Annotated in this window: 20 protein-coding genes; 14 read left to right on the top strand and 6 right to left on the bottom strand. The window is 69.5% G+C overall.

Annotated elements, in window-relative coordinates:
• Position 1: 1 nt before the first annotated feature.
• Together P2Q00_RS23840 and P2Q00_RS23845 are read right to left on the bottom strand one after the other, a co-directional pair.
• A complete protein-coding gene (locus P2Q00_RS23840; protein ID WP_275774699.1) occupies positions 2-730 on the bottom strand; it encodes a lysophospholipid acyltransferase family protein in 729 nt (242 codons plus the stop codon).
• 184 nt (positions 731-914) lie between these two features.
• Complete coding sequence (locus tag P2Q00_RS23845) at positions 915-1,331, bottom strand: DUF4395 domain-containing protein (protein WP_275774700.1); 417 nt, start codon at positions 1,329-1,331, stop codon at positions 915-917.
• 75 nt (positions 1,332-1,406) lie between these two features.
• Here P2Q00_RS23845 and P2Q00_RS23850 point away from each other — a divergent pair, with 75 nt between their 5' ends.
• The 4 genes from P2Q00_RS23850 (at position 1,407) to P2Q00_RS23865 (ending at position 4,607) form a co-directional block, all read left to right on the top strand.
• On the top strand, positions 1,407-1,820 hold the full coding sequence (locus tag P2Q00_RS23850) for a thioredoxin family protein (protein ID WP_275774821.1): 414 nt from the start codon (positions 1,407-1,409) through the stop codon (positions 1,818-1,820).
• 208 nt (positions 1,821-2,028) lie between these two features.
• The gene (locus tag P2Q00_RS23855) at positions 2,029-2,544 is read left to right on the top strand and encodes a flavin reductase family protein (protein WP_275774701.1); all 516 of its coding nucleotides are present in this window, start codon (positions 2,029-2,031) and stop codon (positions 2,542-2,544) included.
• A gap of 220 nt (positions 2,545-2,764) precedes the next feature.
• Positions 2,765-3,553 (top strand): electron transfer flavoprotein subunit beta/FixA family protein, encoded by a 789-nt coding sequence (locus P2Q00_RS23860; protein ID WP_275774702.1) that lies wholly within the window; start codon positions 2,765-2,767, stop codon positions 3,551-3,553.
• A gap of 91 nt (positions 3,554-3,644) precedes the next feature.
• The gene (locus tag P2Q00_RS23865) at positions 3,645-4,607 is read left to right on the top strand and encodes an electron transfer flavoprotein subunit alpha/FixB family protein (RefSeq protein ID WP_275774703.1); all 963 of its coding nucleotides are present in this window, start codon (positions 3,645-3,647) and stop codon (positions 4,605-4,607) included.
• Between the two features lie 58 nt (positions 4,608-4,665).
• Here P2Q00_RS23865 and P2Q00_RS23870 read toward each other — a convergent pair whose 3' ends face one another.
• On the bottom strand, positions 4,666-5,553 hold the full coding sequence (locus P2Q00_RS23870; protein ID WP_275774704.1) for an endonuclease/exonuclease/phosphatase family protein: 888 nt from the start codon (positions 5,551-5,553) through the stop codon (positions 4,666-4,668).
• A gap of 117 nt (positions 5,554-5,670) precedes the next feature.
• Between P2Q00_RS23870 and P2Q00_RS23875 the strand changes: the two genes are divergently transcribed.
• Complete coding sequence (locus tag P2Q00_RS23875) at positions 5,671-6,975, top strand: DUF6986 family protein (protein WP_275774705.1); 1,305 nt, start codon at positions 5,671-5,673, stop codon at positions 6,973-6,975.
• Positions 6,976-7,071: 96 nt separating this feature from the next.
• Positions 7,072-8,991, top strand: coding sequence for a serine/threonine-protein kinase (locus P2Q00_RS23880; RefSeq protein ID WP_275774706.1), 1,920 nt, complete (start codon positions 7,072-7,074; stop codon positions 8,989-8,991).
• A gap of 54 nt (positions 8,992-9,045) precedes the next feature.
• On the opposite strand, the gene P2Q00_RS23885 is transcribed toward P2Q00_RS23880, so the two are convergent.
• Both P2Q00_RS23885 and P2Q00_RS23890 read right to left on the bottom strand, forming a co-directional pair.
• Positions 9,046-9,801, bottom strand: a complete 756-nt coding sequence (locus P2Q00_RS23885) for a hypothetical protein (RefSeq protein WP_275774707.1) — start codon at positions 9,799-9,801, stop codon at positions 9,046-9,048.
• A 7-nt stretch (positions 9,802-9,808) separates the two neighbouring features.
• The gene (locus P2Q00_RS23890; protein ID WP_275774708.1) at positions 9,809-10,918 is read right to left on the bottom strand and encodes a LacI family DNA-binding transcriptional regulator; all 1,110 of its coding nucleotides are present in this window, start codon (positions 10,916-10,918) and stop codon (positions 9,809-9,811) included.
• A 187-nt stretch (positions 10,919-11,105) separates the two neighbouring features.
• On the opposite strand from P2Q00_RS23890, the gene P2Q00_RS23895 reads away from it, so the two are divergent.
• The gene (locus P2Q00_RS23895; protein ID WP_275774709.1) at positions 11,106-12,053 is read left to right on the top strand and encodes an ROK family protein; all 948 of its coding nucleotides are present in this window, start codon (positions 11,106-11,108) and stop codon (positions 12,051-12,053) included.
• 55 nt (positions 12,054-12,108) lie between these two features.
• Here the strand turns inward: P2Q00_RS23895 and P2Q00_RS23900 are convergent, their stop codons facing one another.
• Entirely contained in the window at positions 12,109-14,130 is a 2,022-nt protein-coding gene (locus tag P2Q00_RS23900) for an NPCBM/NEW2 domain-containing protein (protein ID WP_275774711.1), read from the bottom strand.
• 267 nt (positions 14,131-14,397) lie between these two features.
• On the opposite strand from P2Q00_RS23900, the gene P2Q00_RS23905 reads away from it, so the two are divergent.
• From P2Q00_RS23905 to P2Q00_RS23935, 7 genes are all read left to right on the top strand, one after another.
• Positions 14,398-15,666 carry an ABC transporter substrate-binding protein gene (locus tag P2Q00_RS23905; protein WP_275774712.1) on the top strand — a complete coding sequence of 423 codons (1,269 nt, stop codon included), beginning with the start codon at positions 14,398-14,400 and terminating at the stop codon, positions 15,664-15,666.
• A 19-nt stretch (positions 15,667-15,685) separates the two neighbouring features.
• Positions 15,686-16,603, top strand: coding sequence for a carbohydrate ABC transporter permease (locus tag P2Q00_RS23910; RefSeq protein WP_275774713.1), 918 nt, complete (start codon positions 15,686-15,688; stop codon positions 16,601-16,603).
• Positions 16,600-17,532, top strand: coding sequence for a carbohydrate ABC transporter permease (locus P2Q00_RS23915; protein WP_275774714.1), 933 nt, complete (start codon positions 16,600-16,602; stop codon positions 17,530-17,532). The genes P2Q00_RS23910 and P2Q00_RS23915 overlap by 4 nt, the downstream gene beginning before the upstream one ends.
• Before the next feature lie 52 nt (positions 17,533-17,584).
• Positions 17,585-18,364, top strand: a complete 780-nt coding sequence (locus tag P2Q00_RS23920) for a DUF1731 domain-containing protein (RefSeq protein ID WP_275774715.1) — start codon at positions 17,585-17,587, stop codon at positions 18,362-18,364.
• Entirely contained in the window at positions 18,361-18,561 is a 201-nt protein-coding gene (locus tag P2Q00_RS23925; protein WP_275774716.1) for a hypothetical protein, read from the top strand. Before P2Q00_RS23920 ends, P2Q00_RS23925 begins: the two co-directional genes overlap by 4 nt.
• A gap of 150 nt (positions 18,562-18,711) precedes the next feature.
• Positions 18,712-19,755 carry an NUDIX hydrolase gene (locus tag P2Q00_RS23930; RefSeq protein ID WP_275774717.1) on the top strand — a complete coding sequence of 348 codons (1,044 nt, stop codon included), beginning with the start codon at positions 18,712-18,714 and terminating at the stop codon, positions 19,753-19,755.
• A 241-nt stretch (positions 19,756-19,996) separates the two neighbouring features.
• Positions 19,997-21,814, top strand: a complete 1,818-nt coding sequence (locus P2Q00_RS23935) for an ABC transporter family substrate-binding protein (protein ID WP_275774718.1) — start codon at positions 19,997-19,999, stop codon at positions 21,812-21,814.
• Positions 21,815-22,036 lie beyond the last annotated feature (222 nt).

Consider the following 22,036-nt stretch of genomic DNA (forward strand, 5'->3'; position numbering starts at 1 on the left):
TTCAGCGGGCCTCGGCCGCCTTCACCTCTTCGGGGGTCGGTGCCGTGCCGCCGAGATGGGCGGGCATCCACCAGGTGTCGTCCGGACCCTTGGGCCGTACCGGATAGGCGCGCTGCGCCGCCTCCAGAAGCTCCTGGACGCGCTCGCGCAGCCGCCGGGTGATGGCGCCCGCGTACTGGTCCTGGGGCGCCTCCACCGGCTCACCGACCCTGATGGTGATCGGCGTGTGGCTGCGCTTGAAGTTCTTCGGGTGGCCCTTGGTCCACAGCCGCTGAGTGCCCCACAGCGCCATCGGGATCAGTGGGACGCCGGCCTCCTGGGCCATCCGCGCGGCACCCGACTTGAAGCTCTTCAGGGTGAAGGACTGCGAGATGGTCGCCTCCGGGAAGACGCCGACGATCTCGCCGGACCGCAGCGACTGCAGCGCATGCTGGTACGCCGTCTCACCCTGCTTGCGGTCCACCGGAATGTGCTTCATGCCGCGCATCAGCGGGCCGGAGATCCTGTGCCGGAACACCGACTCCTTCGCCATGAAGCGCACCAGGCGCTTCTGCGGCAGGGCGGCCAGGCCGTCGAAGATGAAGTCCAGATAGCTGATGTGATTGCTCACCAGCACGGCGCCGCCCGAGCGCGGAATGTTCTCCGATCCCTTGAGGTCGATCTTGAGGTCCCAGACCTTGAACAACGTTTGGGCGAGACCGACGACGGGACGGTAGACAAGCTCAGCCATGGACGGGGTGGACCCTTCTCTCTGCCTGGATGGGTTCTCCCGGCGGGAAGTTACGCAGCCGTAGGTTTACGGCATTGCGCAGATCGTGCCCCAAGAACGAACGGGTGGCCAGTCCTGGCGCCGCAGAACGGCGAGATCCTCGTCACGTCCCTCCATTGATCCACCTCGGGCTTTTAGGCCGCCTTTACTCCGTACGGACCGTCACCCGCCGTACGAGCAGGTACATCTCGCAGCCCAGGCAGTACCCGAATGCGGCATTGAGGAACGCGGCGGCGAGCGCGGCGGCGGTTGCCGCGAGCCCCAGCCAGCTCGGCCCCAGCGTGAAACCGACCAGCCCCACACCGGCGAAGACCAGTCCCACCGCCTGGGCGAACCGCGGCGGCTCCGGCGACTCGAACTCGCTCGGCGGCCCGAGCCTGGGGCGTACGGCCTTGCGGAACAGCCAGCCGTACGGCGAACGGCCCACTCCGCCCGCCGCGCCCAGCGCGAACGCCAGCGTCTGCCAGGCCAGCAGCCAGGCGCTCCCGGTGATCAGCACGACCGCCAGGACGACGGTCGTCACGGTTGCCCCGAAGCGGGGCCCCCTCACATCGATGTCCATGAAGCAAGCATTCCGCATGGGAAAAGATCCAGGGGGCCGGGAATCTTTGCAGTCTCGTGAATGCTTGAGCTGGTGATGACCGGACTTGTGGTGTGCGTGGTGGTGCTCATGGCGGCAAGCGCCTACGGAGTGCTTCATCGGCAGCGAAACGGGAGGGTGCGCGTGCGTGGGCGCGACGGCGGGAAGCGGCTCGGGGCGGCCGAGTTGGGCGAGGAACTCGGTGAGCGCGCCACGCTCGTGCAGTTCTCCAGCGCCTTCTGCGCACCCTGCCGGGCCACCCGACGCGTCCTCGGTGAAGTGGCCGGCATGGTCCCGGGCGTGACCCACGTCGAGATCGATGCCGAGGACCACCTGGACCTCGTGCGCGAACTCGACATCCTCAAGACCCCGACCGTGCTGGTCCTGGACGCCGACGGTCGGGTCGTACGGCGCGCCACCGGCCTGCCGCGCAAGGCCGACGTCATCGCCGCACTGGGAGAGGCGGTTTGACGGCTGTGATGCGGACGGTGAGGCATCTCCCATATGCCGGAACGTACTTGACTGTGCGCACCACCTATCGTCAGCCTGACCGTATGCCTACGGAACTCCTTCTCTACGGGCGGGTGCACGTCGACCTCGCCCGCACCGCGAGCGCGCGCTGTCCGGGCTGTTGAGCAGTCACGGTCCGCTCGCCCCCTCTTCGCAGAAGGACAACTCCATGACGGCCACGCCCGACCTCGGCACCCGTACCCCTCAGCTCGCCTCTCCCGACCTGCTGCGCTCCGTCTTCCGGCGGCATGCGGCAGGAGTCGCCGTGATCACCGCGCGAGGCGACGCCGGCCCGGTCGGCTTCACCGCCACCTCCCTCACCTCCGTCTCCGCCGAACCCCCGCTGCTGTCCTTCGGGATCAGCACCGGAGCCTCCAGCTGGCCGGCGATATCCGAGACGGACCACATCGGCGTCCACATACTCGGCGACCATCAGCAGGAGCTGGCCGCCACGTTCGCCAGGAGCGGCGCCGACCGCTTCGGTGCCCCCACCGCTTGGCGTACGGGCCCGGAAGGCGTTCCCGTCCTCGATGACGTCCTGGCCTGGCTGGTGTGCCGGGTCGTCGGCCGCGTCCCCGCCGGGGAGCACCGCATCGTGCTGGCCGAGGTCGTGCTCGGCGACCCCACGGGCCCCGGTCGTCCCCTCCTCTACCACCAGGGGCGGTTCAACGGCCTGCGCGACTGACCGCCGGCCGGCTCGCCCTGCGAAGCGGTCGAGTTCCGATTACGCTGCGTTGCAAAGGTCACAGTTCAAAGCGCTTGCTTAGCGGGCATGAACTGGGTGTACTGACGAGTAATATTTCGCTCGGAGCGCGGGTCGCCCCGATCGGGATCGGCCGCTTGAGGCGCCTATGCTGCCTGAAAGTAGGCAGCACCGAAATGACGATTGCAGTAGGAGAGCCGGCGTGAGCTTGAGGATCGTTGTCACTGTGAAGTACGTGCCCGACGCCACTGGCGACCGGCACTTCGCCGATGACCTGACCGTCGACCGGGACGACGTGGACGGTCTGCTCTCCGAGCTCGACGAGTACGCGGTCGAGCAGGCGCTGCAGATCTCCGAGAACTCCGACGACGACGTGGAGATCACCGTTCTCACGGTGGGCCCGGAGGACGCCAAGGACGCGCTGCGCAAGGCGCTGTCCATGGGCGCGGACAAGGCCATCCACGTGGAGGACGACGACCTGCACGGCACCGACGCGATCGGCACCTCGCTGGTGCTGGCCAAGGCGATTGAGAAGGCCGGCTTCGACCTGGTGGTCTCCGGCATGGCCTCCACCGACGGCACCGCCGGCATCGTGCCCGCGCTGGTCGCCGAGCGCCTGGGCGTGCCGCAGGTGACCCTGCTGTCCGAGGTGTCGGTCGAGGACGGCACGGTCAAGGGCCGCCGCGACGGCGACGCCGCGAGCGAGCAGCTGGAGGCCTCCCTGCCCGCCGTCGTATCGGTCACCGACCAGTCCGGTGAGGCGCGTTACCCGTCCTTCAAGGGCATCATGGCGGCCAAGAAGAAGCCGGTGACCTCCTGGGACCTGTCGGACCTGGAGATCGACGCCGAAGAGGTCGGTCTGGACGGCGCGTACACCAAGGTCGAGACGGCGGCCGAGCGTCCGGCGCGGACCGCGGGCACGATCGTCAAGGACGAGGGCGAGGGCGGCAAGCAGCTCGCCGAGTTCCTCGCGAGCCAGAAGTTCATCTAAGGGCCCGTGGTCCTTCAAGGGCCCGCAGTTCCTTCGCGGCTCAACTCCCTTACCGCCCCTCAGACTTCGCAATCCGCAGGAGAGCAATCCCATGGCTGAAGTTCTCGTCTACGTCGACCACGTGGACGGTGCCGTCCGCAAGCCCACCCTGGAGCTGCTGACCCTGGCCCGCCGCATCGGCGAGCCGGTCGCCGTCGCGCTGGGCAACGGCGCCGCAGGCACCGCCGCCGCGCTGGCCGAGCACGGCGCCGTCAAGGTCCTCACCCACGAGGCCGCCGAGTACGCCGACTACCTGGTCGTCCCCAAGGTGGACGCCCTGCAGGCCGCCTACGAGGCCGTCTCCCCGGCCGCCGTGCTGGTCCCCTCCTCCGCCGAGGGCAAGGAGATCGCCGCCCGTCTGGCGCTGCGCATCGGCTCCGGCATCATCACCGACGCCGTCGACCTCGAGGCCGGCGACGAGGGCCCGGTGGCCACCCAGTCGGTATTCGCCGCCTCCTTCACCACCAAGACCCGGGTCATCAAGGGCACCCCGGTCATCACCGTCAAGCCCAACTCCGCCGCGGTGGAGGCCGCCCCGGCCGCGGGCGCGGTCGAGGCCCTCGCCGTCGCCTTCTCCGAGAAGGCGACCGGCACCAAGGTCACCGCCCGTACCCCGCGGGAGTCGACCGGGCGTCCGGAGCTGACCGAGGCCGCGATCGTGGTCTCCGGCGGCCGCGGCGTCAACGGCGCCGAGAACTTCCCGATCATCGAGGCCCTCGCCGACTCCCTCGGCGCGGCCGTCGGCGCCTCGCGGGCCGCGGTGGACGCGGGTTGGTACCCGCACACCAACCAGGTCGGCCAGACCGGCAAGAGCGTCTCGCCGCAGCTGTACATCGCCAACGGCATCTCCGGCGCCATCCAGCACCGGGCCGGCATGCAGACCTCGAAGACCATCGTGGCGGTCAACAAGGACGCCGAGGCCCCGATCTTCGACCTGGTCGACTACGGCGTGGTCGGCGACCTCTTCGACGTCGTCCCGCAGCTCACCGAGGAGATCAACGCCCGCAAGGGCTGATCACCCCAAGGCCGGCCGAGGCCCCCGCGACTGCACGAACAGTCGCGGGGGCCTCGGCTCATTCCAGCTCCAGCGAGGCCCGCACCGGCAGATGGTCGCTCGGGAACTGCCCGTTGGCGGAGAAGGTGTCGACCGACGCGTGGCGCACCGAGACACCGGACCCGACCAGGATCCAGTCGATGCGGTCACCGTCCCGCGTGAGCGGCTTGTAGCCGTGGAACGTCCCGTACAGCGGACCGCGCTCGGCGGCCGCGTCCCAGGCGTCGGCGAGGCCGGCGCCCAGCACCGTCCCGTAGACCGGGTTCTCATGCGCCACGGCATTGAAGTCGCCGGTCACCACGACCGGCAGGGAGCGGTCGAGGCCGCCGATCCGCTGGGCGATGAGCGAGGCGCCGCGCACGCGCGCGTACTGGCTCCTGTTGTCGAGGTGGGTGTTGAGGACGTAGAACTCGGGCCCGTCGCCCCGCAGTTCACGGAAGCGCACCCAGGTGACCATCCGGGGGAACTCGCCGCCCCAGGTGTTCGAGCCGATCAGCTCCGGGGTGTCCGAGAGCCAGAAGTGCTCGTACTCGACCGGGGCGAGCCGGCGGGTGTCGTAGAAGACCGCCATCGACTCGTCGTGGCTTCCGCGCTTGCGACCGGTGCCGATCCACTCGTAGTGCTCCAGGTCGGACTGGATGTCGCGCAGCTGCTCGTAGCGGCCCTCCTGGGTGCCGATGACGTCGGGGGCGGCCCTGCGTAACAGGGAGCGCATCACGGGGCGGCGGTCGGCCCAGCTGTTGGGCTCGGCGGTGCTCGCGTAGCGCAGGTTGAAGGTCATGACCTCCAGGTGTCCCCGAGGCCTGGCGGCGGACACGGACGCCATGCTCGACAGCGGCACGGTCAGTGCACCGGCCACCGCGACCCTGAGTCCCACGCGGCGCGTCACTCTCTTGGCGTTCGACATGTGTTCCCCTCCCCTCGCGAGTCAGGATGAGGGGTGGTGTTGACCAGGGGGAAGACCGCAGATAAGTTCATTCTACGGATTGTTGATTCCGTAGAGCGGAAAACAGGAGGGTGTGGGATGGGCCAGGGCCAGCAGGAGAAGGTGGCGACGAGCCTCGCAGGCGCGATCAGCGAGGAGATCAGCGCCTCCCTCGCCCCGGTCGACGCCGAACTGGAGCGCCGCTACCCCGGGGACCCCGGCACCCGCCAGCCCGTCCACACCGTGTACGTGCCCGGTGATGTCTTCGCCGCCGGCACCATCCGCTCCTGGGGCGACCAGGCCCTTGCGGCCCTCGACGAACACGCCCCGGACGCCGCCTCCTTCGCCGCCGTCCTCGGCCTGTCCGACGAGCTCGCCGAACCCGTCTACGCGCGCGTGCGCGCCAAGCTGGAGCGCGAGCCCATCGAGGACCTGCGCGTCGACTTCGAGGACGGCTACGGCCCCCGCCCGGACGCCGAGGAGGACGAGACGGCGGCCCGCGCGGCCCGGCTGATCGCGGAGGCGTACGCGAAGGGGACGGCCGCCCCGTACATGGGCATCCGCATGAAGTGCATGGAGGCACCGGTACGCGACCGGGGTATCCGCACCCTCGACATCTTCCTCAGCGGCCTGATGGAGGCCGGCGGTCTGCCCGACGGACTGGTGCTGACGCTGCCCAAGGTGACGTACGCCGAGCAGGTCACCGCCATGGTGCGGCTCCTTGAGGCCTTCGAGAAGGCGCGCGGGCTGGAGCCCGGCCGGATCGGCTTCGAGATCCAGATCGAGACCAGCCAGTCCATCCTCGCCACCGACGGCACCGCCACCGTCGCCCGGATGATCCAGGCCGCCGAGGGCCGCGCCACCGGACTGCACTACGGCACCTTCGACTACAGCGCCTGCCTCGGCGTCTCCGCCGCCTACCAGGCCAGCGACCACCCGGCAGCCGACCACGCCAAGGCGATCATGCAGGTCGCGGCGGCGGGAACCGGGGTCCGGGTGTCGGACGGCTCGACGAACGTCCTGCCCGTGGGCCCGACGGCACAGGTCCACGACGCCTGGCGCCTGCACTACGGCCTCACCCGCCGGGCGCTCTCCCGCGCCTACTACCAGGGCTGGGACATGCACCCGGGCCACATCCCCACCCGTTACGCGGCCGTCTTCGCCTTCTACCGCGAGGGCTTCGAGCAGGCCGCCGCCCGCCTCGCCCGCTACGCCAACCGGGCCGGCGGCGACGTCATGGACGAGCCCGCCACCGCCAAGGCCCTCAGCGGCTATCTGCTGCGCGGCCTGGACTGCGGTGCGCTGGACATCGCCGAGGTCGCCCGGGCGACCGGTCTGACGCGGGCCGATCTGGAGGGCTTCGCGGCGCCCCGGCGCGGTGACCTGACCGCGTCCGCCAAGTAGCAGGCCCGTCACAGCAGTCACCACCGGCTGGCGTTGTCACCCCCGCCCCGTAGTCTGTACGGCACGCATTGACGTGTCACAGGAACGGGGCGGGCAGTGTCTTCGGGGGAGACCTCCAACGAGAACAACCAGGCTGACGGGACGGGGCGGCTGCTGGCAGGGCGCTATCGCGTCGTGGCACAGCTCGGCCGCGGCGGCATGGGCGTCGTCTGGAGGGCCGTCGACGAGGTGCTGGGCCGCGAGGTCGCCGTCAAGGAACTGCGCACCTACACCGACGCCGGCGGGCCCGAACTCGCCGATCTGCGGCTGCGGATGCAGCGCGAGGCCCGCGCGGCGGCCCGCGTGCGCCATCCCGCAGTCGTGGCCGTGCACGACGTGGCGGAGGTCGACGGCCGCCCTCTGATCGTCATGGAACTGGTCGACGGGCCGTCCCTGGAGCAGGTGTTGCGCGAGCGCGGCTCCCTCGACCCGGTCGAGGCCGCCGGTATCGGTGCCAAGGTGATGGACGCGCTGGCAGCCGCCCACAGAGCCGGCGTCCTGCACCGTGATGTGAAGCCCGGCAACATCCTGCTCGAGCGGTCCGGCCGCGTCGTCCTCACGGACTTCGGCATCGCGGCCATGGAGGACCCGGGCGACGGCGCGGCCACCCATCTGACCCGCAGCGGTGCGCTCGTCGGCTCCCTGGACTACCTGGCGCCGGAGCGGGCGCAGGGCGCCGACGCCGGCCCGGCCTCCGACGTCTGGGCCCTGGGAGCCACGCTGTACGCGGCCGTCGAGGGCTCCTCGCCCTTCCACCGCACCTCGACGTACTCCACGCTCACCGCGATCGTCACCGAGCCCCTCCCGGAGCCGGAGCGCGCGGGTCCGCTCGCCCCCGTCCTCCAACAGCTGCTGGACAAGCGGCCCGACACCCGCCCGGACGCCGAGCAGGCGCGCGTGCTGCTCCAGGCGGTGGCGGACGCGGGCGGCACGGACACACCGACGACGACCCTGCGCGGTGACACGGCGCCGAGAGCGGAGACGGCGCCGAGCGGCCCGTCGCTGCCTCCGGGGTTCGTCATGCCGGGAGCGACGACGCCCGGCGCGCACGGGACGGCACCAGCGGCGCAGGGGTCGGGTCCCACTGAGCAGCGCGGGCCGGCGGCGCCCGGCGTCGACTCGGCCGGCCGACACGACCAGGCGGCGCCCGGCTCCGGCCCCGCGCCGTACGCCGCACACGCGACGCCGGGCTTCGGCCCACCCGCGCCGCAAGACCCGGCACCGGACCTGGCGACAGCCCCGACCGGGCCCATGTCCCCCTCGGCCTCCCCACGCCGCAAGGGCCGCGCCCTGCTCGCCGCCGCGGCCGTCACCGTCGTCCTCGCGGCGGCCGGGGGCACCGTCGCCCTGGTCAACTCGGGGCATACGGAAGCGAACACGCGCCCCACCTCGTCCCGTGCGGACGCCCAGGCGTCCGCGTCCGTCTCCGACCGCACCGACGCCGATCACTCGGACGACCCCAAGCCGACGGACAAGACGGATAAGGGTGACAAGAAGTCCCCGACGCCGACGCAGTCCGCCGGCGAGAAGGGCGGGGCCATGCCCACGAGTCGCGCCTCGTCCTCGTCCACGGCGAATTCCTCGGGTGGCGGCACCACCGGGGGCGGTACCACGGGCGGCACGTCCTCAGGCGGTACCACCGGGGGCGGCAGCGGCGGTACGACGGGCGGCGGAGGAGGCGAGACCACCCCGGCACCGGCCTGCACCTCCATAGGCGGCGGCAAGTACGACTGCACGGTCTGGCGCACCGCCAAGTCCTACACCGCCTCCGGCACCGAGGTCGGCGTCATGAACGCGGGCACCAACTACTTCTACTGCCAGCAGAACCTGGGCCGCCGGGAGACGTACGGCCAGTGGACCAACGTGTGGTGGGCGAAGACGGACGACGACAGCGGCAACACGAACGTCTACATCAGCGACGTCTACATCAAGGGCGGCGACAACGACCAGCCGGTCCCCGGACTCCCGGTCTGCTGACACGCACACGCCCGTCACGCCCGTACGCCCGTCACACCCACACGTCCGTCACGCTCACACACCCGCCGCGTACCGCTCCAGCCCCGAAGCCGTCACCAGCTTCTCCTCGGCGAACACCCGAGTACCGCGCTCGCACAGCCCCGCATCGGCACGAGCCCGCGCGCAGAACTCCTCGGGTGTGGCACCGAACAGCTCCCTCAACCGGGCCGATCCGGCGAGGAGTTCGGTGAGCAGCGCCCGCTGAGCGAGTTGCCTGCGTGGCGCCCCCGAGCTGTCTCGCAGAACCCCGCGGCGATTGACGTAGACGTACGCACCGGGCAACCGCGTACCGTCCTCCAACTCGATCCGGACCTGCGGCGCCTGCAGCCAGGCGCGCCGGTAGTTGCCGTGGCGCAGCGGCACGCCCTCGCTCGCGTCGATCACCGCGAGTTGCCCGGCGTCCAGCCAGGTCACGAACAACTCCCGTACGGCGCCGGGCGCGTCGACCGGTGACGCGGACACGTATCCGAGGCGGCTGATGTGCGCGGAGACGCCGACGTCGATGCCGGTGACCCGGGCGCGCACCATCGGGATGGGCGAGGTGATCCCGGACTCGTGCATTTTGTGGCGCAGTTGGCCCGGGCAGGCGTTGGAGCCGACCGCCAGGACGGGGACGCGGTCCTCGTGCACCAGGCGGTCCAGGAGCAGGAACCGGTCGCCGTCGAGGAGCCCGGACCGCGCAGGCCGGGCGCCCGGGTAGAGCAGCGGGTGGTCACGCGGGGCCAGGGCGAGGCCCAGCGCTTCGAGGCTGTCGTCCGCGGCGGCGTCCACCGGCAGCTCAGACTGCCGGCGGCAGCTCGCCCGAGCCGCGGGTGATCAGCCGCGTCGGCAGCTCGATGCGTTCCGGGGTGAGCAGGGTGCCGTCCAGCTGGCGGAAAAGGCGGTCGGCGGCCGTGCGGCCGAGGGCTGCCGCGTCCTGGGCGACGACGGTGACGCCCGGCTGCAGCAGATCGGCGAGCTCGAAGTCGTCGAAGCCGACCAGGGCGACCGGGCGGGGCTGCTCGGCGAGGACGCGGACCACGGTGACCGTCACCCGGTTGTTGCCCGCGAAGACCGCGGTGACCGGATCGGGGCCGGAGAGCATCTCCTCGGCGGCCCGGCGCACCCGCTGCGGGTCCGTGACACCCAGGGACATCCAGGAGTCCTCGACCGGGATGCCCGCGTCCTCCATGGCGGCCCGGTAGCCGCGCAGTCGCTCGGCGGCCGTGTGGATGCGGGGCATGTCGCCGATGAAGCCGATCCGGCGGTGGCCGTGGGCGATGAGGTGGGCGACGCCGTCACGGGCGCCGCCGTAGCTGTCGGACAGGACGACGTCGGCGTCGATCTTGCCGGCCGGCCGGTCGACGAACACCGTGGCGACGCCCGCCCTGATCTCGGGCTCGAGATAGCGGTGGTCGTCACCGGCCGGGATGATCACCAGGCCGTCCACCCGCCGCGCGCACAGGGCCAGCGCCAGCTCCTGCTCGCGGTCCGGGTCCTCCGCGCTGGAGCCGTTGATCAGCAGGGCGCCGTGTGCCCGGGCCACTTCCTCGACCGCGCGGCTGAGGGGGCCGTAGAACGGGTCGGCGAGATCCTCCAGGACCAGGCCGATGCTGGCGGTGCGGCCCTTGCGCAGCACGCGCGCGCTGTCGTTGCGGCGGAAGCCCAGCGCGTCGATGGCCTCCTGGACTCGGCGCTCCGTCTCCGGGGTGACGCCGGGCTCGCCGTTGACCACGCGGGAGACGGTCTTCAGGCCGACTCCGGCGCGCGCCGCCACGTCCTTCATGGTCGGACGGTTGCCGTAACGCGTTCCGGAGAGGGGGGCTGTTCGGCGAGCGGTCTCGGGCACGATGCGCTGTCCTGTCCTGTCTCGTCCACGGATCTCGTTCACGGGGATGCGTCGGACCATGAGTTTGTATGAGGATGTGGCGTCGAGCATAGAGCCTGGACAACGTTGTCATATGCACGAGAGACTGTCCACCACAATCTCCGGCCTGCGCCCCCACCGCGAGACCGGCCCGCTCATCTCCGTAGTTGCAAGGGAAACCCCCCCTTGCCGGCGGGGATCCGATCGTTTTCGGGGAGATCCGACACCGATGCACACCGACCTCGTGGCAGCGCTCGACATCGGCGGCACCAAGATCGCCGGGGCGCTGGTGGACGGTTACGGCCAGATCCTGGTGCGCGCCCAGCGTGCCACGCCCGCCCAGCAGGACGGCGAGATCGTGATGGGTGCCGTGGCGGAGGTCCTCGGCGAGCTGACCGCCGCACCCCTGTGGGGGCGCGCCACGGCCCTGGGCATCGGCAGCGCCGGCCCGGTGGACGCCTCCGCGGGCACGGTGAGCCCGGTGAACGTGCCGGGCTGGCGCGACTACCCGCTCGTACGGCAGGTCCAGGACGCGGCCGGCGGTCTGCCCGTCGAGCTGATCGGCGACGGCGTGGCGATCACGGCGGCCGAGCACTGGCAGGGCGCCGCCCGCGGTCATGACAACGCGCTGTGCATGGTGGTCTCCACGGGCGTCGGCGGCGGCCTGGTCCTGAACGGGCAGCTGCACCCCGGTCCCACCGGCAACGCGGGCCACATCGGCCACATCAGCGTCGACCTCGACGGCGACCCGTGCCCTTGCGGCTCGCGCGGCTGCGTGGAGCGCATCGCCAGCGGCCCCAACATCGCCCGCCGCGCCCTGGACAACGGCTGGCAGCCCGGCCCCGACGGCGACACCTCCGCAGCGGCGGTGGCGGCCGCCGCCCAGGCCGGCGACCCGGTCGCCGTGGACTCCTTCGAGCGCGCCGCGCAGGCGCTGGCCGCCGGTATCGCGGCCACCGCCACGCTCGTCGAGATCGACATCGCGGTGATCGGCGGGGGAGTGGGCAAGGCGGGCGAGGTGCTGTTCACGCCGCTGCGCAAGGCCCTCGGCGACTACGCGACCCTGTCCTTCGTGCAGCGCCTGGAGATCACCCCGGCCCAGATGGGCACGGATGCCGGACTGGTCGGGGCGGCCGCGGCCGCGCTCGCCAAGCGGGCGGACACGGCCGCGGTCTGAGGGGGCGTCCCCAGCAGGAACGTTCACGCGTGCTGCTGGGCCCACCGGAGCGGGCTCAGCAGGTCAACTCGGCGTTCGCCCAGTCCGCGTGGTCCGAGTCGATGCCGTCGCCGCCGTCGGTGACGACCAGGCGGATCACCTGGGCGCCGGTGACGTCGGCGGTGAGCGGCTGGGCGGGCATCGCGTTGGTGAGGACCCCGGTCGAGGCGACCTCGGTGCCGTCGGCCCAGATCTCGAAGGCGACGGTCCCGTTCGCGCCCTTCTCGTCGTCCACGCCCACGTCCGCGGTGACTGTCCTGCACGCCTTCCCGGTGTAGTACTCGACGGCGCTCTCCGCGTGGACGCCGAGCCCCTTGCCGTACACCACCCCGCCGATCGTGATGGGGTGACCGTCGCCCGCGGCGCTCTCCCCGTTGCTGGTGTTGCGCTCGACCGGACCGTAGCCATTGGTGGCCGACAGCCATGGCAGGTCGCCGAGTCCGGACGTCCCCGAGGGCGGTGGCACGACCACGGACACTGTCAGCGGCACCGCGCTGTCGACGCGCACACCGGCCGGCGAGCGGTAACTCGCCTTGAGCGTCAGGGCGTACGACCCTGTCGGCGTCCCCGCCGGTGCGGTGAGCGACCACATGGTGCGCAGGGAGCGGCCCGTCGGCAGCGAGGAGGCCGTGGTCCGTGAGGTCGCCTTGAGCGCCCATCCCTGGGGCCCGGTCAGGGATACGGAGACGTGCTCGGCGGGTGTACGACCCAGGTCGGTGACGGTGGATGCCGGCGCGGCCGGCTTGCCCGCCTCGACCAACGGGCTGCCGTCCAGGCCGAGTTCGACGGCGGGTGGGTGCACGGCCCACTTGGGGTCGGCGGAGACTCGTATGAGAACCGTTCCGTGGGCGGGGACGGTCGCCGAGATGGCGCCCGCGGTGTTGTAGCTCTGGTGCTGCCACAGATCGCGCAGGGTGTAGGCGGGCGCATGGGGCAGCCCCACGGCCTGGGCGGTCGTGGCGATGTGCTGGGCGGTGCCGGACTCGTTGAAGAGGGCCACCGCGCGGCTGCCGTCCTGCATCTCCTTGGCGACGACCCAGCGCCCGCCTTCGGAGGAGACGACGGTGCCTTGCTTGCCCAGCGGGTCCTGGTCGACGGCGACGACCTCCTTGTTGTCGAGGATGTCGAAGGTCGCCTGGGACGCCTTGCGCAGGTCGGAGCCGATGAGGAGTGGGGCGGCCATGACGGACCACATCGAGAAGTGGGAGCGGTACTCGGTGTCGGTCATCCCGCCGTTGCCGACCTCCAGCATGTCCGGGTCGTTCCAGTGCCCGGGGCCTGCGTACGGCGCGAGCGGGAGGTTCTTTTTGAGAATCCCCAGCATCGAGCCCCAGTTGTCGCTGATGTCACCGGTCGTGCGCCACAAGTGGCCCACATCAGCTGCCCATTCCCAGGGTTTGTTCTCGCCCCATTCGCAGATGCTGTAGACGATCGGCCGACCGGTCGCCTTCAGGGCGTCGCGCATGGTCGTGTAACGCAACTTGGCGTCCACACCTTGGTTATTGCAGTTGTCGTACTTGACATAGTCCACGCCCCAGTCCGCGAACTGCCGGGCGTCGCTGTACTCGTGACCGAGCGCGCCCGGGAATCCGGCACTGTTGCAGGTCTTCGTGCCCGCGCTGGTGTAGATGCCGAGCTTGAGTCCCTTGGCGTGCACATAGTCGGCGACCGCCTTGATCCCGCCTGGGAAGCGGACGGGATCCGGTACGAGTCTGCCGTCCGCGTCCCGCGTCGGCAGAGCCCAGCAGTCGTCGAGGTTGACGTACTGGTATCCGGCGTCCTTGAGGCCTTTCTCGACGAAGATGTCAGCGATTCCCTTGACCATGGACTCGTTGAACTCGGCACGGCAGTGCGTGGAGTTCCAGTTGTTGAAGCCCATCGGAGGGGTGAGGGCGAGGCCGTCGGCCAAAGTGGGCGCGGCGGGCTCGGCGGCGGGTGCCGCCACGGCCGGCGTGGCAAGTCCCGCCGCGCACAGGAGTCCTGCGGTGAGCGCTCCGACCACTCTTCGACGGGTTGTGCGGGTGTGAAGGTGACGCATCGTTACGTTCCTCCGAACACGCGAAAGGTGGGATGACGTCATGTCCCCGTCATCGGTGCGCGTTTACGGTAAGACGTGTCGGACTGTGTTGGAAGAGAAGAGGTAACGGTTGTTCGATATCCCGTCAGAACCCTTGACGTCAAGGCCACAGGGAGGTGAGATCCAAGCCACGCGTTCGGTTGTGTTGGGTGGCACCCCTGGGAGGGGCACATGGCACAGTCATCGTTCAACCGGTTGGTCCAGCCCAAGGCTGGGGCAGGTCATCGGATGTCCCGGCGAAATCTCTTACGTGGTGCGGCCCTCGGCGCCGGTGTCGTCACGCTGCCCGCCCTGCTGTCCGGGTGCGGCGAAGGACCCGGCGGCAACAAGAAGGAAGTCACGGTCGGCTCCAACGCCTCGGACCCCGTACCGAAGACGGCGTACGCGGCCGCGTTCCAGGCGTACCAGAAGAAGACCGGAAAGAAGGTGAAGGTCAACACCAAGGACCACAACGACTTTCAGGAGAACATCAACCGCTATCTGCAGGGCACCCCCGACGACGTCTTCATGTGGTTTGCGGGGTACCGCATGCAGTACTTCGCGGAGAAGGGTCTGCTGACTGATGTAAGTGACGTCTGGAAGACCTTCTCCGGTTTCTCGGAGGCCTTGAAGGCGCAGTCCACGCACGCCGGCAAGCAGTACTTCGTGCCGTACTACTACTATCCGTGGGCGGTGTTCCACCGTAAGAGCCTCTTCCAGCAGAAGGGGTATCAACAGCCGGCCAAGTGGGACGATTTCATCGCGCTCGCCAAGCAGATGCAGAAGGACGGCAATCCGGTCGCGTTCTGCGACAAGGACGGCTGGCCCGCGATGGGCACGTTCGACTACATCAATCTGCGGCTGAACGGATATGACTTCCACAAGTCCCTGATGGCGGGCGAGGAGTCGTGGACCGACACCAAGGTGAAGAACGTGTTCGACACCTGGCGCGAACTCATGCCGTACTACCAGAAGGGCGCTCTGGGCCGCACCTGGGAGGAGGCCGGTCAGAGTCTGCAGCAGCGCAAGACCGGCATGGCCGTGTTCGGTATGCCGCACCCCGGCACCCAGTTCCCGGCGAATGAACGCGACGACATCGACTTCTTCGCCTTCCCCGAGATCGACCCGCAATGGGGCCAGGACGCCGTCGAGGCGCCCATCGACGGATTCCTCATCGCCAAGAAGTCCAAGAACCTCACCGGCGCCAAAGACCTGCTGAAATGGCTCGGCAAGCCCGAGGCCGAGGACGTCTACCTCAAGTACGACCCCAACAACGTGGCGGTCAACTCCGGCGCCGACACCTCCAAGTACAGCGCCCTGCAGAAGAAGTCCGCGCAGCTCGTCTCGGGCGCCAAGCAGATCTCGCAGTTCCTGGACCGCGACACCCGGCCCGACTTCGCCTCGACCGTGATGATCCAGTCCATCCAGGACTTCATCGGCAACCCGAAGGACGTCGACGGGCTGTGCAACAGCATCGAACGGCAGAAGAAGACCATCTTCTCGCAGCCCGTCGGCTGATCACTGGGGGAGTTGTTCCGTGGCGCTCACCTTCCCGCGACGCGCCGGACGACGGCGACGCCTGAGGCGGTTCACCCGCCGAGACGTCGCCGTCCTCGGCCTGCTGCTCGGCATTCCGGTCCTGCTCGACATCGCCATCGTCTGGGGCCCGACGCTCGCGTCGATCGGCCTGTCCTTCACCGCCTGGGACGGCATCGGCGACATCCACTGGGTCGGCCTGGACAACTACAAGAACCTCGCCGACAACTACCCGCCGTTCTGGCCGGCCGTCCGTCACAACGTCATGTGGCTGCTGTTCCTCGGCCTGATCGCCACACCCTTCGGCCTCTTCCTGGCCGTCCTCATCGACCGGGGTGTCCGCTTCAGCCGCTTCTACCAGTCCGTCCTCTATATGCCGGTCGTGCTCTCGCTCGCCATCGTCGGCTTCATGGCCCAGCTGATACTCGGCACCGACCAGGGCGTGGTCAACACGATCCTCAACAACCACGACGACCCCATCGACTGGCTGGGCAACTCCCACCTGAACATCTGGATGATGATGATCGCGGCGAGCTGGCGGCACGTCGGGTACGTGATGATCCTCTACCTGGCCGGGCTGAAGTCCGTCGACCCGCAATTGAAGGAGGCGGCGGCGATCGACGGCGCGAACGAACGCCAGACCTTCTTCCGTGTGGTCTTCCCGACCATGCGCCCGGTGAATGTCATCGTCGGTGTCATCACCGTCATCGAGGCCCTGCGTGCCTTCGACATCGTCTACGCCGTCAACAAGGGCCGCAACGGCCTGGAACTCCTCTCCGTCCTCATCACCGACAACATCATCGGCGAGGCCAGCCGGATCGGCTTCGGCTCGGCCATCGCGGTCGTCCTGCTTGTCGTGTCCCTCGGATTCATCGTGACGTTCCTGGTCCAAGAGCTGCGAGGTGCGCGCGACCGATGACGGCAGACATCCGCACCACCGCGTCGACCGTGCCCCGCCGCCGGGCCGCGGCACCCGCCCGCAGCCCGAAGTCCCGCCCCCGGCGCGGACGTTGGGGCGTGCACATCTTCCTCACGGCGGTCTCGCTGGCGTTCATCGCGCCGCTGCTGCTCGCCGTCTACGCCAGCCTGCGGCCGTACGAGGAAACCGCGCAGCACGGCTACCTCTCCTGGCCGAAGCGCCTGTCCCTCGACTACTACCGCCGGGCCTACACCGAGTCCGGCATGGGCAAGTACTTCACCAACACGCTGCTGATCGCGGTGCCCGCCGTCATCGTGACGCTGTTTCTGGCGTCGTTCGTCGCCTTCGCGGTCTCTCGGTTGAAACTGCGCGGCGGAATCATCCTGTTGATGTTCTTCACGGCGGGCAACCTGCTCCCGCAGCAGGTGATCGTGACGCCCCTGTACGTCCTGTTCAACAAGATCCCGCTCCCGTGGTGGATGTCCGACTCGCTGACCATGTACGACTCCTACTGGGCCGTGATCATCGTCAACATCGGCTTCCAGATGGGCTTCTGCGTCTTCGTGCTGGCCAATTTCATGCGCACTCTGCCCCAGGAGATCCTGGAGGCGGCGATCGTCGACGGCGCGGGCGTGTGGATCCAGTTCTGGCGCATCACCCTGCCGCTGTGCCGCCCCGCCCTGGCGGCCCTGGCCACCCTCGAATTCACCTGGATCTACAACGACTTCCTCTGGGCCCTGATCTTCATCTCGAACCCCGACAAGCTGCCGATCACGTCGTCGCTGAACAACCTGCGCGGGCAGTTCTTCACCGACTACAACCTGCTGGCCGCGGGCTCCGTGCTGGTCGCCCTCCCGACCATCCTGGTGTTCCTGCTGCTGCAGCGGCACTTCATCGCGGGGCTGACGCTGGGGTCGACGAAGGGGTAGGGGGGTCGGCACGGTCCTGAGGCGCGCGCTGACGGCCGCCGGTCACGACGACGTGATCCTCACCCGGCGGCCGGTGCGCGAGGGCGAGGTCCGCTGGGACAGCGAGCACCTGGGTCCCTGGGCCGAGGAGATCGCGGCCGCCGCGCAGCCGCCCCGTGTGTGGCTCCAGATGAGTACGGCCACGGTGTACGCCCACCGCTTCGACGCGCCCAACGACGAGGCGACCGGTGTGATCGGCGGCAGCGAGCCCGGCGTCCCGGGCTACTGGGCCTACAGCGTGGAGATCGCCAAGAACTGGGAGCGGGCACAGGAGGACGCCGACACGCCGCGCACCCGCAAGGTCGCCCTGCGCTCCGCCATGGTGATGAGCCCCGATCGCGGCGGAGTCCTCGACGTCCTGCTGCGGCTGGCGCGGCTCGGCCTCGGCGGCCCGGTCGCGGGCGGTGCGCAGTACGTGTCGTGGATCCATGAGCGCGACTTCATCCGCGCGATGGAGTTCCTCGTCGACCGGGAGGACCTCGACGGGCCGGTGAACCTCGCCGCTCCCGGGCCGCTGACGCACCGCGACTTCATGCGCGCCCTGCGCACCGCGTGGGGGATGCCGGTCGGCCTGCCCGCCACGCGCTGGATGGCGGAGCTCGGCGCCTTCGCCCTGCGCTCGGACACCGAACTTCTGCTGAAGAGCCGCCGGGTCGTCCCCGGCCGCCTGCTCGACGCGGGGTTCGCCTTCGAGCACGCCCAATGGCCGGAGGCGGCCGCCGACCTCGTGCGCCAGGTGCGTGACCGACGAGGGCGTGACCCGCGCGCGGTTTCTCAGTTGAACCGGGCATGAAGAAACGCAGCATGCTCGCCATCGCCTCCCTCGCCACCGGGTTCGTCGTCGCGGCCATCAGCCCCTCGCAACACGGCGACCACCAGGTGGTCGGTGATCACCAGACGCTCGGCGACCTGAGCGTCGAGGACACCGCCGGCACGATCACCGACGGGACCACCGACGGCCTCGCCGGTCCGGACAAGGCCCTCGGCTAGCCCGGCCTACGCGGTCGAGGCCGGATCGCGGCGCCGGTGCCCCTGCGGAGGGGGCACCGGCGCTTCCTCTTGTGCGCCCTCAGCTGCGGCTGGTTTCCGTGGCAGGGTGGAGCGGGCAAGCCTCAGGGGGCCAACAGAAGAGGGGGACCTGTGACCGTCGTCTGGATCAACGGCGCGTTCGGTGCGGGGAAGACCACCACCGCACGGGAACTGATCGAACTGATCCCGAACAGCACGCTCTTCGACCCCGAGGTCATCGGCGCGGCGCTCACGCATCTGCTGCCGCCCAAGCACCTCGCCGAGGTCGGCGACTTCCAGGACCTGCCGATCTGGCGACGTCTTGTGATCGACACGGCGGCCGCGATGCTCGCCGAGCTGGGCGGAACCCTGGTGGTTCCGATGACCCTGCTGCGCCAGGAGTACCGCGACGAGATCTTCGGCGGCCTCGCAGCGCGCCGCATCTCCGTCCGGCATGTCCTCCTTGCTCCGGCGGAAACGATCCTGCGGGAGCGAATAGCCGGACGGGAGGTGCCGCCGGACCTGCCGGACGGCGAGATACGGGTACGGCAGTGGTCGTACGACCACATCGAGCCGTACCGTGCCGCCCTCGCCTCCTGGCTCACCGCCGACGCGTATCCCGTCGACACCGGGGCCCTCACTGCGTATGAGAGCGCGGTCCGTATCGCTGAGGCCGTCAGCGGTGGCGAGGTAGTGGTATGTGACATAGTGCAGACCCCCGAGCCCACCGCCGAGACGCTCGCCGCAGGCGTCCTCCTCTTCGACGAGCAGGACCGTTTCCTCCTCGTGGACCCCACCTACAAGGCCGGCTGGGAGTTCCCCGGCGGCGTCGTGGAACCCGGTGAGGCCCCCGCCCGCGCCGGCATGCGCGAGGTCGCCGAGGAGACCGGCATCCGCCTCGACGAGGTCCCCCGCCTTCTGGTCGTCGACTGGGAGGCGCCCGCACCCCCCGGCTACGGCGGTCTGCGCCTCCTCTTCGACGGCGGCCGGCTCGGCTCGGCGGAGGCGGCGCAGCTCCTGCTGCCCGGGCCCGAGCTGCGCGGCTGGCGATTCGTCACCGAGGAGGAGGCCGCGGACCTGCTGCCGCCGGTGCGCTACGAGCGTTTGCGCTGGGCGTTGCGGGCGCGCGAGCGCGGGGCGGCGCTGTATCTGGAAGCGGGTGTCCCGGTCGGCTGACCTTGGCCGAATCCCCGTGAGGTTGGTGTGATTTCTGCGGTTCCTGAGTGACTGTCAGGCGACTTTGCCCGGCGGAGGGGGTTCCTGGGGCAAAGCGAGGGTGAATTGTCGCCGTCCCGGTATGAACAGGAATCTGAAAAAGGTACACGCGAGTTCTACCGTCAGTGCGCAGCTCAGCTCTCTCGCGGCCGCTCGGCCGCCTCGACAAGGCCGCGGAGCCTCCGTCGGCCGGAGGAGGGACATGCGCGCGCAACCATCGGCCCTCACAAGGGGACTTGCTCTTGCCGCCGGGCTCGTGCTGGCCCTTGCCGCCTGCAGCAGCAGCGGCGGGGGCGGCAGCTCCAACAAGGGCGGCTCGGCGGGGCTTTCGTCCTGCAACACCCAGGGCAAGGCCAACACCTGCAACTCCGCCGCCACCAAGTCCGGCGGAACGTTCACCTATGTGCTGGAGAAGAACATCCAGCAGTGGAACGTGCAGGACACCAACGGAAACACCTTCGAGAACGGCGAGGCGCTGGAGGTCGTCCTGCCCCAGGTCTTCGTCCCGTTGCCGGACTTCACCGTCGCCGTCAACAAGGACCTGGTGACCTCGGCGACCCAGACCAGCGACAGCCCGCAGACCCTCGTCTACAAGATCAACCCCAAGGCGTCCTGGAACGACGGCACCGCCATCACCGCCGACGACTTCGTCTACTACTGGCGCACCAACAACGGCAAGGACTGCCCGCCGCCGCCCGCGAGCGACAGCACGCAGACCAAGGGCTGTCTGCCGCAGAGCACGGCCGGATACGACCGCATCAAATCGGTCACCGGCTCCGACGGCGGCAAGACGGTCACCGTCGTGATGGCCAAGCCCTTCTCCGACTGGAAGCAGCTGTTCGGCGCCGGCTATCCGCTGTATCCCGCGCACATCGCCGAGAAGCTCTCCGGCGCCAAGTCCGGCGACGCCTCGCACATGACGGCTGCCCAGATGACCCAGGGCTGGCAGTACTTCCAGAAGAACCCGCCCACCAAGTACCCGACGGCGGGCCCGTACAAGATGACGCAGTGGGTGGACAACGACCACGCCACCTACGAGCCCGACCCCAAGTGGTGGGGCGCGGCCAAGCCGTCCCTGCAGCGGCTGATCTTCAAGGTGATCTCGGACGCCACCCAGGAGCCCATCGCCCTGCGCAACAACGAGGTGCAGGCGATCTATCCGCAGCCCGAGGTGGACCTGGTCAACCAGGTGAAGTCCATCCCGAACGTCACCTACAACATCGGCAACGGGCTGCAGTGGGAGCACTTCGACCTCAACCTGCACAACCCGGTACTCGGCAAGTACACGGCGCTGCGCCAGGCGATGTTCACGGCGATCAGCATCAAGGACATCATGTCCAAGACCGTCGCCCAGTTCGATCCCTCGGTGAAGCAGCTCGGCAGCCACAACTACGTTCCCGGACAGGCCGGTTACCAGGACCTGGTGACCGCCACCGGCCAGGGATCGGGCGATCTCACCAAGGCCAAGAAATACCTCACCGACGCCAAGTTCACCGGGGTCGGCAGCGCGCTGAAGGCGCCGGACGGCAAGGCCGTCGGACCCTTCAACTGCCGGTACACCACCGGCAACCAGATCCGGCAGAGCGAGTGCCAGATCCTGCAGAGCGACCTCGCCAACCTCGGCATCAAGGTCACCATCAAGCCGATCGGCGCCGCCGACCTCGGCACGGTGCTGGCCGGACACCAGTACGACATCATCGTCTTCGCCTGGGTCGCCTCGCCGTTCCCGACCGCCAACGCCCAGCAGAACTGGGTCACCGGAGGCGGCGGCAACTTCGGCGGCTACAGCGACAAGAAGGTCGACTCGCTGATCGCCGAGGCGGTCGGCACGACCGACCAGTCGAAGGCCGGCGCCCTGCTCAACCAGTCGGACAAGATCATGGTGGATGCCGCCTACGTCCTGCCGCTGTACCAGAAGCCGACGTTCCTCGCGGTCCAGACGCGGTTCGTGAACATGCGGAACAACTCCACGAACGTGGGGCCGCCGTACAACACCGCCGAGTGGGGCCTCAAGAAGTAGGAGCCTGTGAACAAACCCCCGCCTGCGCTGCGACGCCCGGCACGCACGCTCGCGGCGTTGCCGAAACGCCCACGTGGCTCCGCCACGAGGGCGCTCCGGCGCCTTGCGATCGCACGCTCCCCCACGCTCGAACCGACTCGCGCGGGGGACCCCCATGCCGCCGCAGCGCCCGCCCTTCGGGCGGACGACGGGGGTTTGTTCACAGGCTCCAACCCGACCGCA

The organism is Streptomyces coacervatus (assembly GCF_029223485.1).
Taxonomy (GTDB): Bacteria; Actinomycetota; Actinomycetes; order Streptomycetales; family Streptomycetaceae; genus Streptomyces; species Streptomyces coacervatus.

Bases quoted from the DNA above. Each gene is read 5' to 3' on its own strand.
- P2Q00_RS23840 (WP_275774699.1), bottom strand. From the start codon at position 730: ATGGCTGAGCTTGTCTACCGTCCCGTCGTCGGTCTCGCCCAAACGTTG.
- P2Q00_RS23845 (WP_275774700.1), bottom strand. From the start codon at position 1,331: ATGGACATCGATGTGAGGGGGCCCCGCTTCGGGGCAACCGTGACGACC.
- P2Q00_RS23850 (WP_275774821.1), top strand. From the start codon at position 1,407: ATGACCGGACTTGTGGTGTGCGTGGTGGTGCTCATGGCGGCAAGCGCC.
- P2Q00_RS23855 (WP_275774701.1), top strand. From the start codon at position 2,029: ATGACGGCCACGCCCGACCTCGGCACCCGTACCCCTCAGCTCGCCTCT.
- P2Q00_RS23865 (WP_275774703.1), top strand. From the start codon at position 3,645: ATGGCTGAAGTTCTCGTCTACGTCGACCACGTGGACGGTGCCGTCCGC.
- P2Q00_RS23870 (WP_275774704.1), bottom strand. From the start codon at position 5,553: ATGTCGAACGCCAAGAGAGTGACGCGCCGCGTGGGACTCAGGGTCGCG.
- P2Q00_RS23875 (WP_275774705.1), top strand. From the start codon at position 5,671: ATGGGCCAGGGCCAGCAGGAGAAGGTGGCGACGAGCCTCGCAGGCGCG.
- P2Q00_RS23890 (WP_275774708.1), bottom strand. From the start codon at position 10,918: ATGGTCCGACGCATCCCCGTGAACGAGATCCGTGGACGAGACAGGACA.
- P2Q00_RS23895 (WP_275774709.1), top strand. From the start codon at position 11,106: ATGCACACCGACCTCGTGGCAGCGCTCGACATCGGCGGCACCAAGATC.
- P2Q00_RS23900 (WP_275774711.1), bottom strand. From the start codon at position 14,130: ATGCGTCACCTTCACACCCGCACAACCCGTCGAAGAGTGGTCGGAGCG.
- P2Q00_RS23905 (WP_275774712.1), top strand. From the start codon at position 14,398: ATGTCCCGGCGAAATCTCTTACGTGGTGCGGCCCTCGGCGCCGGTGTC.
- P2Q00_RS23915 (WP_275774714.1), top strand. From the start codon at position 16,600: ATGACGGCAGACATCCGCACCACCGCGTCGACCGTGCCCCGCCGCCGG.
- P2Q00_RS23925 (WP_275774716.1), top strand. From the start codon at position 18,361: ATGAAGAAACGCAGCATGCTCGCCATCGCCTCCCTCGCCACCGGGTTC.
- P2Q00_RS23935 (WP_275774718.1), top strand. From the start codon at position 19,997: ATGCGCGCGCAACCATCGGCCCTCACAAGGGGACTTGCTCTTGCCGCC.